Origin of the sequence: Pseudoalteromonas rubra, assembly GCF_005887115.1 — a bacterium.
GTDB lineage: Bacteria > Pseudomonadota > Gammaproteobacteria > Enterobacterales > Alteromonadaceae > Pseudoalteromonas > Pseudoalteromonas rubra_F.
This window is the reverse complement of the sequence record NZ_PNCJ01000014.1, coordinates 231568-246284: the sequence shown is the minus strand read 5'-3', so window position 1 is coordinate 246284 and position 14717 is coordinate 231568. Positions and strand designations below refer to the sequence as shown.

Genomic DNA, 14717 nt, shown 5'->3' with positions numbered 1-14717 from the left:
GGTGTAATCTAATCACAACCGGAAATCATCACTATGAATTTGTCTTGTAAGTTTTCTACTTTACTGCTTGGGACTGCCCTGCTAAGCGCCCCGCCTCTGGCTGCTCAGTCCCAAAGCCCAGTCTCTGCGGCACCAGTGACCCAAATGGAAAAAGCAAAAAGTAAATTGCAGGCGCTGACAGGAACAGATATTGATTTTGACCTGCACCCCTACTCGGACGACTTCTATCGTCTCACCCTGGGCAATGAACACTTGCTGCTGTCAAAAGATGGCAACTACCTGTTCAGTGGTCGTGTCATCGATGTGCGTAACCGGGTGGATCATATTGCCAAAATACAGCAAATCGCCAACCAGCAGAACATAGCTAACATCCCTTATGAGCAACTACTTACTTATCCTGCACCCGATGAAAAGTATAGCATTACCGTTTTTACAGACATCGACTGCCCCTACTGTCGTAAGTTCCATAAAGAGTTGCCTGCATTGAATCAGCTGGGCGTCACCGTCCATTACGTTATGATCCCCAGAGGTCGCGCAGGCAGTCCAGCCTACGAAAAAACCGCAGCAACGCTTTGTGCTAAAAGGCCTAACGAGGCAATGGACGCAGCCATGCGCAGCACGCCAACCCCAACTCAAAACGCAGCGTGTAAACACTCACTGGATACCCAGGTCGCACTGGCCAGGCAATTTGGCTTTCAGTCCACGCCAACCATTTTGCTACCAAATGGGGAAGCGTTACCTGGCTACGTACCGGCCAAAGAGCTCGTCGCCCGACTGGAAAAGTGATAGCTATTGAGAGCTCGGGATAAATCGGGTTAGTATATCAGCATAATTTGCTCGCCCTGTGTGCGTGTTTGCTTTGAGGATGCAATGCTGAATATCTGTCATACCCGCCGCGTATTAGGCTTTTCCCACCCGCTGGCATGGTTTCGAATAGGCACGCTGATGATACTGCTCACAATGCCCGGCGTGCCGGTAGCTTATGCAAACAACAGCACAGCAACCCCACCATCAGAAGCTTTGCAGGCCGCACGCCAGAAATTGGCACATGCACAATCGCTTAACCAGCATGAGGCCATAGAGGCCTATCTCTCATTGCTTGACATGCCCGTGCCCGATACACCTGATATCCACTTTCAGGCCCTTGAATCCTTGTTTTTTTTGTATATACGTCAGGGGGATTATGAGGCGGCTAAAGCTACAGCAAATCAGCTCTCCACTCGCTCAATACAACTTGAAGATGCATACTACCCTGTATTTTCGAAGCTTTTGCTAGGTTACATAGAAGACCAGCAAAACCATTTTCCTCAGGCTGAGCAGCACTACCGAGATGCACTTGAGGATGCTCTGGCTATTGGTCATAACGAGTTAATGGCCAGGTCATATGAGCGAATATCTTCCGTTCTTAGGCGTCAGGATAAATATATCGAGGCACTGCAAATCGCCCAGCGCTCAACCAATGTGTTACGGGATCTCGGTGAAGACTTACTCTACCTTAGTGCATTGCAAAATTTGGGTATTATTCAGGCCATTTTAGGAGATTACACCACCGCGCTAGGGACTTTGACCCAGGTCTTTGAGCTGGCCACTAAACTGGATGATAGAGCGAGTATTGCCGATGCCTTATACGAAACGGGCGAAGTGTATCGGAAAATGGATAACTTCGAGCAAGCCCTGCCGCACTTTCAACAGGCTCATACACTTGATGAACAAGGCGGTAATAAATTACACATTGGCAACAGTGCCATGAAGATAGGCTATATCGAACTGGAACGTCAGGAATATGAGACTGCGCTGCAATATGCGCGCAAAGCTTACGGGCTCTACCTGGAGGTTGACTCAAAAACCGGCCAGGCCAGAGTGCTCAACCTGCAAGGCCTAATTGCACTGAAGCAAAATAACCTCAGTAAAGCACAAACACATTTGGAGCAAGGGTTGGCACTGGCCAGCCAGCACCAGTTTGAGTCAATCGAGGTCCTATTACAGATCAGCACTATCAAGTTGGCGCAGGCACAACAACGCCATGAAGATGCCATCGCACTGAGCGACACTGCGCTGGCTGCCGCCACTTCAATGCAGGACAAAAAGCATAGGCTTGAACTCCATGAGTTGCGCGCAATTTCTTTTGAGGCGCTTGAGTTGCATCAACAGGCTCTGGCTGAAACTCAAGCCTACCACGCGCTAAGCGATACTCTAGGGCAAAACCAGCATAATCTCACCCTGGCAGCCCTGCAAAGCAAAGTTGAGTTTATGCGCAAGCAGCAGGAAATTGAAAGCCTGAACCTGGACAGAGCGCTTCATCAGGCTGAGCTCAGCCAGAGAGAGTGGCAACTGCGCGCGTGGTGGTTGGCGTCAGCTGCCTTGTTTATTCTGATTTCGGCACTTGCCTATCGACAAGTTAAAAAGCGCAAACTGGCGGCGGAGCGGGCAACACTATTACAAGAAGTCGTGGATAAAAAGAATGCAATGCTGGCGGATGTGTCCCATGAGATCCGCACACCACTGACTGCCTTACAGTTACAGGTTGAGGCGTTACAATTCAACATCGCTCAGGACGTGGATGCCTCTTACAACACCATCAATCGTAAGTTGTCGGATATCAACCGTCTTATTTCAGACATTCACCAGCTGGCAATGGCCGACTCACAAAGTTTACACCTGAATCTGGTGCAATGTAACCTGACCGAAGTGATGACACTGTGGGAGCGTGAGTTTGCTCAGTTTACGCACGGTAAAGGCTTTGACTGGGAAGCCCAGATTCAGCTCACTGGTGAGATCACGGTCAGCTGGGATGTCGATCGCATCAAGCAGGTGCTCACGAACTTAATCGCCAACAGTACTTTATACACAGATAAGCCAGGTAAACAACGGCTGACGGTCTGGCAGCAGCAAAAGCACATCCACATTACCCTGGAAGATACCGCACCCGGTGTTGCAGATGAGCACCTGAACGAAATATTCGAACGGCTTTTCAGGGTAGAAAAATCTCGCAGCCGACGTACAGGCGGCTCAGGTTTGGGTCTGGCTATTTGTAAAAGCCTGATTGAAGCGCATCAGGGCACCATTTATGCCCAGCACAGTGAGCTGGGCGGGTTGAAGATGGTGATAAAACTACCTCTGGTGGTAAACTAAGGCGCCTGCTTCCGGTCATGGCTGCCATAATCACGCAGCACCGATGCTACGCGAATGCGATAATGCTCAAAGATGTGCTCCCGTCCCTGTTGCTGGGCTGCTCGGTGTTCTTCCTGTGTTCGCCATTGCTGTACCGCCGCCTCATCCCGCCAGAACGAAAGTGACAGTAACCGGCCGGAGTCGCTCAGGCTTTGATACCTTTCTATGGATATAAATCCGTCTATGTCTTGTAGCCAGGATTTAAGGTCCGCCGCAACATCCAGATAAACCTGCCGCTTGTCTCTGTGCGGGGTCACTTCAAAAATAACGGCTATCACTGTGTATTCACTCCCTGCAAAAACGTTTGGGGAACACAAGATAAAAAGCTGCGCTTTTCCTGCAAAATAAACCGCTCTTTAAGCGCAAAGTTAAAATTATCCCGGCCTTGCTGGTCCGCCTTAAGCCGAACCCGATACGCCTCGTATTCGGCCAGGCTGGCAAAATTGATCAAGCCATAAGCCACAAAATTAGTGCCTTCGTGTGGCAAAAAGTAGCCGATCAGCTCTCCGCCACACCTTGGGATGATCTCTCCCCAGTTTCGGGCATATTGCTCAAACAGCGCCAGTTTGCTCGGGTCTAACTGATATTCGATAAAACAAGTGATCATAGTGCATTGTCTCCGTTAGTGTTTTTAGGCACTATACAGACCACCCAATAGCTATGCTTCGGTCAATATCGAACTATTCCTATGCACGAACCCGACATTACCTTAATTGCCAGCTTAATTGGCGAGCCCGCCAGAGCCCGTATGCTCGTCGCTCTCATGTCGGGTAAAGCCCTGACAGCAACGGAGCTATCATTAGAAGCGGACATAACAGCCCAGACTGCCAGCAGCCATTTGGCGAAATTAGTTGAAGGCTCGTTACTGTCGGTCAGAAAACAAGGCAGGCATAAATACTTCCAGTTGAAGAGTCAAAAAGTTGCAGGGTTAATTGAGCAATTACTGACACTCAGTAGCGAAATAACACTGAAAACACACACAGGACCAGCAGACCCCTATTTAAGACACGCACGCGTTTGTTATGACCATATTGCAGGTGAGCTGGGTATACAGCTATATGACGCGCTGGCTGAAGCTAACTACATCGAAGACAAACAAGCTGAAACCCTGCTGACTCCAAAGGGGATCGCCTTTTTTGAGCAATTAGGTGTCTGCGTTCACACGCTTAAGCAGAAAAAGCGCCCGATCTGTAAATCGTGCCTGGACTGGAGTGAGCGGCGCAACCACCTGGCAGGTAGCCTGGGGCAATGGATTTTAAATGATGCACTTGAGCGGGGGTGGCTGCAAAGAGTACCAGACTCCCGGGCACTTATTCTGGATAAAACCCGCGGTGATCTCTTTGCAAAAACCTATGGTATTGCGTTTACAAGCAATACTGAGAAATGATTTTATACACCTGATTAATATTATCACCCGCTTTAAACTCTTTAGTCAGCGGTTCGGGTTCAGAACCAATCCAAATTTTCAGCTCGGCGTCGAGATCAAAATGACCCGCCGATTCTTTACTGAACTTGGTGATTTTACCGTACGGAATGCTCAGCATCTCGACCTTCGAGCCAGTAACGCCTTGCTTATCTATCAGGATCAGGCGTTTGTTCGTAAACACAAACATATCCCGGATCACTTTATAGGCCTGTGCTACGCTCTCCCCCTCTATCAGGGTATCGTTGAGTAGTTTGTCCAGCTCATCGCTGTCTACTTCGCTGGCATTGCCTAATAACCCACTTAATAGTCCCATCTGGATGCTCCTTTTATTTAATCAGCCACAAGCTTAGTAACATAACAGCTGTTTGTCGAAAACCTTATCTTATTGCTCGCCTAAGCTGCCATAAGGTAAGGCTCTCGGCCCTGGTGTTTGTCCTTACGACGGTAGCTGCCTTTGCCTTTTTTGCTCTTCTCTACTTTGCTTCTAAACAGCGGGCTGGTTACCAATGCTTTTAAAGCGTTGTCTTTAATGTCGCCACGTAAATGTTCGTGGGACTGGCTGCGCTTGCTTGCCATGCTCTTTTGCTCCTGAATTTAGTTTAAATAACCACCAATTGTGGCGCGCTGATTATTGATGTATTCCCCATCGTACGCAAGTCAATTTTTTACTTTTTTAGTAAAAAATTTTTTGTTCATTTCGCCTTCAGCTCAAGATTGTAACTCTCTATGCGCTATACTTTTTTCTTAACCGTAGAGTCGCCCTGTAAAACCCTATGCGCAGCATTAAAACCTCAAATGGCATTACCCTGAGCTATCAGGATTGCGGTAACCGACATGCCCCCGCCATCATTCTGATCATGGGACTGGGCGCACAAATGACGGTGTGGCCTGACGAGCTGTATTTTGGCCTGGTCGACAAAGGGTTTAGAGTCATCCGCTTTGATAACCGGGATACCGGGCTATCGAGTCACCTTGACGAACATGGTACGCCCAACCTGTTCAAAACCTGGTTGCGTCGTAAAGTGCCATTTGGTAAACAGGCCCCCTACTCACTAGAGGATATGGCAGACGATGTACTGGCGCTGATGAAAGCGCTAAAAATTAAAAAAGCCCATCTGGTCGGCGCCTCAATGGGAGGTATGATAGCGCAAATTCTGGCAGCCAAGCAGCGTAAAAAAGTGCTCAGCCTGACCTCAATTATGTCTAACTCAAACAACCAGTTGATCTCAGGGAAAAGCCTGGGGGTTCTGATCAAGCTGGCACGGCTCACTCCCCGAAACAACAGCCCCCAGGCAGCTATTTCGTATAATGTCAGACTCAATCAACTGATTGGTAGTCCGGCCTACCCAAGAGATGAGCAAACCCTCCGTGAGCAGGCCACTATGCATATCAGCCGGGCCCATAACCCGGCAGGCTTTAAACGCCAGCTCGCGGCTATAACGGCAAGTGGCGACCGGCGTCATTTATTAACTCGGATCAAAGCCCCCACCTTAGTGATCCATGGCACTCACGACCCGATTTTTCCGCTTACTGCGGGCCAGAAAACCGCCGCTGAGATCCGCAAGGCACGGCTCAAAGTGGTAGAAGGCCTCGGGCATGACTTTCCGCCCATACTGATGGGTAAAATGGCCAAGTGGATTGCCAAACACGTTAAAAAAGCTGAACTCAAGCGACTGAAAAAGAAGCGAAAGAAAAAGGCGGATACGCAAAAAGAGATACCACTATCCATGCAAGAGAAAACGCCCTAGCCATTAAATATGTACTTTGGCGCAATATTCACTTTTCTTCTGAGCAACTTTATCGGTATGCTTAACAACACATCAGACCAGTTAAAATCATCAACATGAAAACACGTATTACCGACTTACTGGGCATAGAAAAACCCATCGTCTTACCGGGCATGAGCTGGATCTCAGTTCCTGAGCTGGTTGCAGCCGTATCCAATGCCGGCGGCCTGGGGATCTTAGCCACCGGACCATTAACGCAGGAGCAAACCCGCCAGGCCATAGCCAAAATTCGCACCCTCACCGACAAACCCTTTGGCGTTGGGATCACTTTGCTGATGCCCGGTGCGAAAGAAAACGCCAAAGTTGCGCTGGCTGAGCAGGTGCCGGTGATTAACTTTTCGCTGGGTAAAGGCGACTGGATAGTGGAAGGCGTTAAACGTTACGGCGGCAAAACCATCGCCACCGTAGTCACCGAAAAGCATGCGCTGGCCGCGCAAAAAAGTGGGGCGGATGCCCTGCTGGTAACCGGCCATGAAGCCGCCGCACACGGCGGTGAGGTCACATCCCTGTGCTTAGTGCCCAACATTGTTGAGCTGGTCGACATTCCCGTTATCGCGGCAGGTGGATTTTCCGACGGCAAAGGTCTGCTGGCGGCACTGGCACTGGGGGCCGATGCCGTTGCCATGGGCTCTCGTCTGGCAACCAGCACACAAAGTCCGGTCCACCAGAATGTAAAGCAGGCTGTTGTCGATAAAAAAGTCGCCGACACCATTTACTCTAAAAACTTCGATGGTCTTTATGCTCGGGTAATGAAGACTCCGATGGCAGAAAAAGCCACCCGCCGCCCGATGAATCCCATTGTGGCCGTTTTTAAGTCCTTTAAGGCCTCAAAAATGGTCGATATGCCACTGTGGAAATTACTACTGGGCTTACTGGCTCAGTTCGACAAAATCCGTATGCTGACCCTCTTTGGCGCCGCCACCGAAAAACTCGAAGCCGCCACGATCAGGGGCGATCTGGAACAGGGCGTCCAGTTTATTGGCCAGTCACAGGGAATGATCCGAGATATCGAGCCTGTTGAGGTTTTGATCGAACGAATCATGACTGAAGCAAAAACCGAGCATGCCCGGGTAAGCAAGTTACTGGCAGAGTGATTTGCAATAACAGCTTATTTCGCAAGTAAGGTCACCGGGTGATTTTAAATGACTGTCTGTATAATAATTGTGTGTAATAATCGACTGTAATTAAAACACTTATATTAGTCAGACACCCAGATGCAACAGGTAATCGACATCCAGTGGTGGCAGCTAGGCTTATTCAGCCTTATCCTGCTGCTGCCTTTTGCTATCAACGCGCTGTATCAGCTCAATATTGGCAAAGAAGCCGTTATCGGGCTGATCCGCATGGTTGTACAGTTATTGCTGGTCGGCCTGTATCTGGAATATCTGTTTACCCTTAATAATCTCTGGGTGAACCTCGCCTGGTTATTGGTGATGCTACTCATAGGCAGTAGCGCTATTCTCAGTAAAGCCCGCCTGCCCAGGCGTCCGCTCTTTGTGGCCGTGTTTGCCGGGCTGTGTGCCGGCCTCTTACCCCTGTTAAGCTTTGTCACCCTGGTGATTATCCAGCCAACGCCCTATTACCATGCACAGTACCTGATCCCGCTGGCAGGTATGTTGCTGGGCAACAGCCTCAATGCCAACATCGTTTGCCTGCAACACTTTTTCGATGCTTTTAAAACCCGCTGGCCTGAATATGAAGCCGCACTGTCGCTGGGTGCACAGGTGCGCGAGGCCACTTTGCCCTTTGTACAAAATGCGCTGCAAAAAGCACTGGCGCCTATTCTGGCAACCATGGCCACTACCGGCCTGGTATCGCTGCCCGGCATGATGACCGGCCAGATCCTCGGCGGTGCCAGCCCCATGGTCGCCATCAAATATCAGGTGATGATCATGATTGCCGTCTGGGTCATGATGAGTGTGTCTATTACCGTATGCTTATTTATCGCCGTGCGTAGTGTGATTAGCCCGCAGGGCAGACTAAATTCTGAGTGTCTGGAGCAAGGAATCACTGAACATGGCTAAATAGCAAAAGACAAACATACCTGACCTATATTGAAGATAAGGCAAAACTGCTGCGAGCTCTTGTTTTAAGCACTAACTAAAACATGAAAGCAACGATTGGCATGCGGGATCTAATTTGCTTCCTTTACCGATGAGCTTGCTTTGCACAAAGTAAAGCCGCATGAGAAGCCCTATGATTGTTGATAGGTTAAAATTGCATATAGCCTTAAATGGCTGACTTTCAATATAGTCAGACAGTGTACAAACAGATTAATTGTGGTGAGTGTACAACTATAATTTTTAGGAAGGAACGGTGAAAAAACTTATCTTTTTAACAGCTTTATTTATTGGTATATCTTCATCGAATGCGAGTGAAATAAATCCAAAAGACTTGATTGGAATTTGGGGAAACTCAGAAGATGGAGGGAAAACATTTTGGGGATATGATCAGTACTTCGCTGATGGCAGCCTTAAATCTTGGGGGCAAATTCCCGAGACACCAGTAAAGTACAAGCTCGAGGGAACCTATCAAGTAAAACATAAGTTTAAATTTAGTAGCTGTTTAACCATCAGCAAAACATCTCAACCTGAATTTATACCTACTGGTACGCATTGGTGCGATGAAATCATTAAGCTAAATGACAAAGTTTTTACTTTTAAGAGTAGCAATGGAAAAATGACAACTCTATATCGCCAAAACTCAAAATGAGGGCGTTAATTCTGAATTAAAAGACACTCAGCTTGAGGGAGTTGCCCGAAAGTACTTATGTCGATATCACCTGCTTTGGTATAACGCACAATTATTGGAGTGGGTGTTTTATCAATAATATAGGGCTTCAACTGGAAGAGTAATCTGATGAAATTAATACCATTTATTGCAGGCTGTGCGCTTGCTTATATCGGATATGAAAAACTGACTTCAAGGTCACCGGAACAAATAGGCTGGTTATTGGCCGCTGGAGGTGTTGTTTTCATTCTGAGCTCCTTCAGCACATCAAAAGGTAAAACCAGAGTTAGTATAGAGCTGAGTAACGACGATTCTGGCGGCGGTGGAAGCTCTGATGGCGGCGGTGACTGATTAAGCCACCGTGTTCAAGGCGAGTGCCTATCAACACTGCTCAATGATCTTTCCAAAATGACGCCCAGAGGGAAGTTGATGCCAGAACCGGCAGATGGTGCTTAACAAAGTACCATCCCCAATCGCTCTATTTCTTCACACCCTAAAAGACTTACAAGGCTGATACTTCAACATTTAGTTTAGCTTGGTAATCGGACACAGCACTTGATCAAAGGTTCAACCTTGATAAATTGCTCTACTTAGCTTTATACAACAAAGGAATACCGTGGCTTTAGTTAAGTTTTTTAGAAACTTATTACTCTTACTGTTATTGCTTTATATCGCTGTTTTGACGAGCAAGACTGTGCAAATCTTTCTATTACATAAGATGAACTTAATGGGCTCAGGTTGGGGTGATGGTGCTGTACAGATATTTATGGAAAACAAAACAGAATATAAGTCTGTCATACTCGATATGTTGGACAACAATAACATGAGCGCATATGAGATAGATGTTACTTTTGCATTTGCAGAGCTGCTGTTGGATGACGAGGATATTCGGTCAAAGTTAGAGACGATTTCAGAAAGTCACCCCCAAAAACAAGTAAGGTGTTTTTGGCATGATGTTTTAAATGGTCGCTTTGAGCATGCTCCAGTTTTTCCGAATCAGCCCAATAATGGAAAGAATCAATTTGTGGCGTATCGGTTCGTTGATAACGGCACTCGTTGTAAGTAAACCTACAGGTGTTTTAACTTCAGGAAACCAGCCATGAAGCCAAAAGAAATAGGAAAAGCTTACAATCAAATTACCCACCTCTGGGAGCGTGAGGAGTTTGATATGACCAATGGCATTGCACAACACCAGAGGGCGATTCGTTTTGTTAAACATCGCGGCAATGCGCTGGATATTGGTTGCGGTTGCACTGGTCGTTTTATCGAGTTGCTGGTTAATGAAGGCTTTAAGCCAACTGGTTTAGATATTTCAGAAAAGATGCTCGCTCTGGCAAGGCGTAAGCATCCAGATATTTCTTTTGTGCAGGGTGATATTTGCACCTACATGTTGCCAGATAAATATGACTTTATAACAGCATGGGACAGCATCTGGCACATACCTTTATCGGAGCAAAAGCCGGTGCTCGCTAAGATCATCAACAGTCTTAACCCCGGAGGCGTGTTTATATTTTCATTTGGTGGCACAACGCAGGCTGGCTGCCACACTAACAATGCTATGGGGCCAGAGGTTTACTATTCGTCACTTGGTGTAACCGAGTTCTTACAACTATTCATCGACATGGGCTGCATTATCAGACATTTAGAGTTCGACCAGTACCCAGAGGTTCACACTTATCTGGTTGTAGAAAAACCGTGATCGGTACATCAACGCAAGAGCCCAAAAGCATGTGGGGGCACATTTAACCCAGGCTAAGCCCAAACTGTTCCAAAGACGCATTCACTGGTAAAAGCAACGCAAATAGAAAATAAAACCATATATTACAAATTGTTATAGACTTCATTGCACCAAACATAAATCTATTTAAGTAAAAAATAGCTTTTTAATAAGACATCAGAATACACCGCATCCTAAGCTGAGTAGCAGATAACAACGTAAATTCAGGTGTTTTATGTCGCACAACTCCAGACGTCACTTTATTAAAAATCTCGCAGCAGGCACGCTGGCAGGTGCTTTTGCCTCTGCCGCACAGGCTCAAACAATGCTGACTCCCAGAGAAATGGAGGGGCCCTATTACCCCATTATCCCACAAAAAGATCAGGATGCTGATCTGACCCGGGTGGCCGGCAAATCAGGTGTGGCTCAGGGAACGCATATAGAAATAGCCGGGCAAGTATTTGATCACGAGGGACATACCGTTGAAGATGTCACGTTAGACTTGTGGCAGGCGAATGCTTTTGGTAAATATCATCACCCTCACGATACCAGCGAGGCACCTATCGATGAACACTTTCAGGCCTGGGCCATCATACAAAGTGGCAAACAAGGACGGTTTCGTTTCAAAACCGTGTTCCCGGGTGCCTACCCGCTCAATGCCAGTAGTCAACGCACACCACATATTCACCTTAAAGCGTCTAAGCTGGGTTATGACACGCTACTGACTCAACTGTACTTTCCGGATCACCCACTGAATCACAAAGATGGCCTGTTTAAACGAAAAAGTGCACAGGAGCAGGCGCTTATGACGGTCAAACGAACTGAACGTGAAAATCACTACCTGTTCAACTTGGTGATACAAAAGATCCCACTTTAGAGCCTTTAGCCCCCTTTTCAGCTTCATTCTAAATGATGGGCCCACGCTTAAAGTGGGCCTACCCATTTTACTTATACACACCAAGTATAGGAACATGGTAACACGCTGATCTAGAAAAGTTTTCTATCTCAGGGACAGAACATCACCTTTGAATAAATGCTCTAGATACAAGGCGACAAAAAACAGAATAAAGGATGATTAAAAATAGAAAATATACACATTTCTTCCTTATTTCATTCCTACACTAATGTTGGAATCGCAATTTTATATTCCACACAATAATGACCTTCTCGGCGACATGCCGCGGGGACAATACACACTCTCAGTTACGTTACAGACAGCAGTGTGCAAGCGCTACCCAACCACACGCTGTTGTTAAGGATCATACCTATGAAAGCAAGATTATTCGGGCTATGGTTACTGCCTCTGAGCTTATGCTCAGGGATAGTTCAGGCAAATACCGACATGCTCCCCACCCCGCAACAATTCACGGCAAAAGTACACAGCAGCAATCAAGTTGCGCTAAGCTGGCAGGCACCGGAAGATACCAGCAATATCAAAGGCTATCGCATCTATCGGGACGGCAAACGCATTGCCCGAACCACACTCACCTTTTACCAAGATGACAGTGCGATGGCGGGTACTGAATACAGCTATTTTGTGCAAGCTTTTGCCAAAGGCAAAGATAAAAACAAGCTCATCAGTGAGCCGTCGAACATCGAAACGGTGACTACACTGGCAAGTGATAGCAACGATGGCATGCGCAATGGTTCAGTAATAAATATTGGCATTGCGCGTTTAGTCGATTTGTGCGGTACCAACGACCTCAATGCCGTGACGGATGAGCAGCTCGATACCTGCATGGGCAAAGTCATTGAACATTATGAGTTGCAGCAAGGGCTGGAAGATATGCAGGCCTATGTTGCCCGCTATCGTCGACAGGAAGACCCGAAACTGATTGATCTGGGTAAACGACTGTTCTTTAGTAAGGCGCTGAGTCAAGACTATGATACCTCCTGCGCTTCTTGCCACCACCCTGCACAAGGGTGTGGAGGCGATGGCCTGTCTTTATCCATCGGCGTCAATGCTGAGAACCCAGATGTCATCGGACTGGGCCGCACCGACGGCAATACTATCCCTTCTGTTGGACGCAGTTCACCGCAGATCTGTAACACAGCTCTTTGGGTCAACAGTATGTTCTGGGATCAAAGGGTTAAACTGCGTCAGAGCAACCGTGAGAGTGAAGTGGGTCTGGTATCCACGGCCCCGATTATGACCCCTGAAGATGATGTAACCCGACTGATGAACAGCCAGGTTGCCAATACAGATCCCTTGCGCCTGTTAATGGCTCAGGCTCATTTCCCTGTCACCGCAGCCGCTGAAATGGGCGATCCAACCAGCTTTGAATCCCCGCAAGTCTATCGTGAATTTATTGCCAGCCGACTGGCCGATGAATGGAAAAGCCACTTCGCAGCAGCCTACGGCGACGAGCAGATTGACTTCTTGCGTATCGCCAGAGCACTTGCGGCTTACCAGGCCTCATTCTTGTTTATCGACAACCCTTTTTTCAACTACATCGAAGGTGATATGGCTCGCCTCAACAATACAGAAAAACGCGGTGCACTACTGTTTTACACCTCAGCAGGATGTGCTAACTGCCACGATGGCGTGATGTTTACCCCGGAAAAAACCCGCGGCCCGCTTTACCCGCAGATTGGGCCAAACGCCGTCGCCGATGGTAATGCCAAAAACCAGTTCCGCATGCCGAGTCTGCTCAATGTTGGGATCACTGCGCCTTACGGCGATAAGGGGGTTTTTCCTTCACTAGAGCGCGTTATCGAGCACTACAATGACGTAACCGGTTCCCTGGAAAGCTTTTATCACAATGTTGAAACATGCCAGCTGCCACAATTTCAGCATCTGACAACAGAGCAGTGCCGCCAGGTTGTTGGTGGAGGCGAAGCGTTTGTTCTGGCACTTAACGCCGAGAACAGAGCAAATTCAGACAGAGGCGATGATGCCATCATCAAACACTTCACCAGTGATGAAATACATTACCTGGCCACCTTCTTGCGCTCACTCACCGACCCCAATGCGGTGGCTGGCAGCAACGCGATAGATGTGCTCATCCCGCCCCGAGATGGCGGACCTGATGGCCACCAATTTGATGCCATAGACAAAAACGGCAATCCGCTTTAACTCGACCCAACCAAAAAGGGCTGCCTGTGCAGCCCTTTTTATTCACACTTTTTCTCAATCCGATAGCGCCTACATATAACTCTCAGCATCATAAAAAAGCTGTTTCAGTGTGCCGCAGTTAATAAACTTATAGGCCAATTCACCTTCGCTGGGTACCCGTTTAGAAGCCCGAAATTTTTGCAGGCAGGCCCCTGTTAAGTCGACAAAAATCAGATGGTTAAAACTGGGTCTTTGCTGTATTTTGTGAACGTAAATACGTTCCGTTTTGTTGATTTCAATCATGTCATACTCATGCCACTGAGACGCAGGCTCCAGCTTGCTGAGCTTTCGGGCAAAAAGTTTATCACTGAGCACCAACTGTCTTTGTGGATATACCAGCCTGCCACCACGCGCATAATGTCCTTCATAAACATCTGCGGTGATCATAACTTCTTCTCCCCGTTCCAATCGTTGCAAATTAAACGGCTCCGGTTTAATGGTGATTAGCTTGGCATCACGAACCAGACTCAGAAAAGCCACATCCGGGTTCTCCAGTCGGTATACGACATGGATATCATTGGGTAAGCTGTACGACGGAAAGTTGGTCGCATAAATACGTGAACCTCGGTTCATCAGCGCCATGCCATGCTCCCCTTTGTAAGCTGGGTTTAGCGGCGGGGCTTGTTTTTCATCGGCTGAAGCCTGTGCTGTAAACAGTAAAATAGTGAGCAGAATGACTCTCATTGTTGGTTCCCTCAGAGTGTTTCCACTCAGTATAGCAAGCAATGATAAAGACATCTGGGTACACGTGTGCTCATGCATGAGTCCCTT

17 protein-coding genes are annotated in these 14717 nt (G+C 47.7%); 12 read left to right on the top strand and 5 right to left on the bottom strand.

What is annotated here, in order from left to right; translation table 11 throughout:
* Positions 1 to 33 precede the first annotated feature (33 nt).
* Together CWB98_RS10470 and CWB98_RS10465 are read left to right on the top strand one after the other, a co-directional pair.
* A complete protein-coding gene (locus CWB98_RS10470) occupies positions 34 to 786 on the top strand; it encodes a DsbC family protein (RefSeq protein WP_138544820.1) in 753 nt (250 codons plus the stop codon).
* Positions 787 to 870: 84 nt separating this feature from the next.
* Positions 871 to 3132 (top strand): tetratricopeptide repeat protein, encoded by a 2262-nt coding sequence (locus CWB98_RS10465; RefSeq protein WP_138544819.1) that lies wholly within the window; start codon positions 871 to 873, stop codon positions 3130 to 3132.
* Here CWB98_RS10465 and CWB98_RS10460 read toward each other — a convergent pair.
* Both CWB98_RS10460 and CWB98_RS10455 read right to left on the bottom strand, forming a co-directional pair.
* A complete protein-coding gene (locus CWB98_RS10460) occupies positions 3129 to 3449 on the bottom strand; it encodes an antibiotic biosynthesis monooxygenase family protein (RefSeq protein WP_138544818.1) in 321 nt (106 codons plus the stop codon). The genes CWB98_RS10465 and CWB98_RS10460 overlap by 4 nt on opposite strands.
* Positions 3446 to 3778: an NIPSNAP family protein gene (locus tag CWB98_RS10455; RefSeq protein ID WP_138544817.1), complete on the bottom strand. Its 333-nt coding sequence runs from the start codon at positions 3776 to 3778 to the stop codon at positions 3446 to 3448. The genes CWB98_RS10460 and CWB98_RS10455 overlap by 4 nt, the downstream gene beginning before the upstream one ends.
* An 81-nt stretch (positions 3779 to 3859) precedes the next feature.
* Here CWB98_RS10455 and CWB98_RS10450 point away from each other — a divergent pair, with 81 nt between their 5' ends.
* Positions 3860 to 4558, top strand: a complete 699-nt coding sequence (locus CWB98_RS10450; RefSeq protein ID WP_138544816.1) for an ArsR/SmtB family transcription factor — start codon at positions 3860 to 3862, stop codon at positions 4556 to 4558.
* Here CWB98_RS10450 and CWB98_RS10445 read toward each other — a convergent pair.
* Together CWB98_RS10445 and CWB98_RS10440 are read right to left on the bottom strand one after the other, a co-directional pair.
* Entirely contained in the window at positions 4536 to 4910 is a 375-nt protein-coding gene (locus CWB98_RS10445) for a PH domain-containing protein (RefSeq protein WP_046003562.1), read from the bottom strand. The two genes, CWB98_RS10450 and CWB98_RS10445, sit on opposite strands and share 23 nt — an antisense overlap.
* An 80-nt stretch (positions 4911 to 4990) precedes the next feature.
* Complete coding sequence (locus CWB98_RS10440; protein ID WP_046003563.1) at positions 4991 to 5173, bottom strand: alternative ribosome-rescue factor A; 183 nt, start codon at positions 5171 to 5173, stop codon at positions 4991 to 4993.
* A gap of 197 nt (positions 5174 to 5370) precedes the next feature.
* Here CWB98_RS10440 and CWB98_RS10435 point away from each other — a divergent pair, with 197 nt between their 5' ends.
* From CWB98_RS10435 to CWB98_RS10395, 9 genes are all read left to right on the top strand, one after another.
* The gene (locus CWB98_RS10435; RefSeq protein ID WP_138544815.1) at positions 5371 to 6345 is read left to right on the top strand and encodes an alpha/beta fold hydrolase; all 975 of its coding nucleotides are present in this window, start codon (positions 5371 to 5373) and stop codon (positions 6343 to 6345) included.
* A 95-nt stretch (positions 6346 to 6440) separates the two neighbouring features.
* Positions 6441 to 7478 carry an NAD(P)H-dependent flavin oxidoreductase gene (locus tag CWB98_RS10430; protein ID WP_138544814.1) on the top strand — a complete coding sequence of 346 codons (1038 nt, stop codon included), beginning with the start codon at positions 6441 to 6443 and terminating at the stop codon, positions 7476 to 7478.
* Positions 7479 to 7598: 120 nt separating this feature from the next.
* Entirely contained in the window at positions 7599 to 8408 is an 810-nt protein-coding gene (locus CWB98_RS10425) for an ABC transporter permease (protein WP_138544813.1), read from the top strand.
* A gap of 292 nt (positions 8409 to 8700) precedes the next feature.
* A complete protein-coding gene (locus tag CWB98_RS10420; protein ID WP_138544812.1) occupies positions 8701 to 9096 on the top strand; it encodes a hypothetical protein in 396 nt (131 codons plus the stop codon).
* Positions 9097 to 9243: 147 nt separating this feature from the next.
* Positions 9244 to 9465 (top strand): hypothetical protein, encoded by a 222-nt coding sequence (locus CWB98_RS10415; RefSeq protein WP_138544811.1) that lies wholly within the window; start codon positions 9244 to 9246, stop codon positions 9463 to 9465.
* Positions 9466 to 9730: 265 nt separating this feature from the next.
* Positions 9731 to 10180, top strand: a complete 450-nt coding sequence (locus CWB98_RS10410; RefSeq protein ID WP_138544810.1) for a hypothetical protein — start codon at positions 9731 to 9733, stop codon at positions 10178 to 10180.
* A 33-nt stretch (positions 10181 to 10213) separates the two neighbouring features.
* Complete coding sequence (locus CWB98_RS10405; RefSeq protein WP_138544809.1) at positions 10214 to 10813, top strand: class I SAM-dependent DNA methyltransferase; 600 nt, start codon at positions 10214 to 10216, stop codon at positions 10811 to 10813.
* A gap of 253 nt (positions 10814 to 11066) precedes the next feature.
* Positions 11067 to 11708: a twin-arginine translocation signal domain-containing protein gene (locus tag CWB98_RS10400; RefSeq protein WP_138544808.1), complete on the top strand. Its 642-nt coding sequence runs from the start codon at positions 11067 to 11069 to the stop codon at positions 11706 to 11708.
* A 390-nt stretch (positions 11709 to 12098) separates the two neighbouring features.
* Positions 12099 to 13907, top strand: coding sequence for a cytochrome-c peroxidase (locus CWB98_RS10395; protein ID WP_138544807.1), 1809 nt, complete (start codon positions 12099 to 12101; stop codon positions 13905 to 13907).
* Between the two features lie 69 nt (positions 13908 to 13976).
* Here CWB98_RS10395 and CWB98_RS10390 read toward each other — a convergent pair whose 3' ends face one another.
* A complete protein-coding gene (locus tag CWB98_RS10390; protein ID WP_138544806.1) occupies positions 13977 to 14630 on the bottom strand; it encodes a hypothetical protein in 654 nt (217 codons plus the stop codon).
* Between the last annotated feature and the right edge of the window lie 87 nt (positions 14631 to 14717).

Bases quoted from the DNA above. Each gene is read 5' to 3' on its own strand.
- CWB98_RS10470 (WP_138544820.1), top strand. From the start codon at position 34: ATGAATTTGTCTTGTAAGTTTTCTACTTTACTGCTTGGGACTGCCCTG.
- CWB98_RS10465 (WP_138544819.1), top strand. From the start codon at position 871: ATGCTGAATATCTGTCATACCCGCCGCGTATTAGGCTTTTCCCACCCG.
- CWB98_RS10455 (WP_138544817.1), bottom strand. From the start codon at position 3,778: ATGATCACTTGTTTTATCGAATATCAGTTAGACCCGAGCAAACTGGCG.
- CWB98_RS10450 (WP_138544816.1), top strand. From the start codon at position 3,860: ATGCACGAACCCGACATTACCTTAATTGCCAGCTTAATTGGCGAGCCC.
- CWB98_RS10445 (WP_046003562.1), bottom strand. From the start codon at position 4,910: ATGGGACTATTAAGTGGGTTATTAGGCAATGCCAGCGAAGTAGACAGC.
- CWB98_RS10440 (WP_046003563.1), bottom strand. From the start codon at position 5,173: ATGGCAAGCAAGCGCAGCCAGTCCCACGAACATTTACGTGGCGACATT.
- CWB98_RS10435 (WP_138544815.1), top strand. From the start codon at position 5,371: ATGCGCAGCATTAAAACCTCAAATGGCATTACCCTGAGCTATCAGGAT.
- CWB98_RS10430 (WP_138544814.1), top strand. From the start codon at position 6,441: ATGAAAACACGTATTACCGACTTACTGGGCATAGAAAAACCCATCGTC.
- CWB98_RS10425 (WP_138544813.1), top strand. From the start codon at position 7,599: ATGCAACAGGTAATCGACATCCAGTGGTGGCAGCTAGGCTTATTCAGC.
- CWB98_RS10415 (WP_138544811.1), top strand. From the start codon at position 9,244: ATGAAATTAATACCATTTATTGCAGGCTGTGCGCTTGCTTATATCGGA.
- CWB98_RS10405 (WP_138544809.1), top strand. From the start codon at position 10,214: ATGAAGCCAAAAGAAATAGGAAAAGCTTACAATCAAATTACCCACCTC.
- CWB98_RS10400 (WP_138544808.1), top strand. From the start codon at position 11,067: ATGTCGCACAACTCCAGACGTCACTTTATTAAAAATCTCGCAGCAGGC.
- CWB98_RS10395 (WP_138544807.1), top strand. From the start codon at position 12,099: ATGAAAGCAAGATTATTCGGGCTATGGTTACTGCCTCTGAGCTTATGC.
- CWB98_RS10390 (WP_138544806.1), bottom strand. From the start codon at position 14,630: ATGAGAGTCATTCTGCTCACTATTTTACTGTTTACAGCACAGGCTTCA.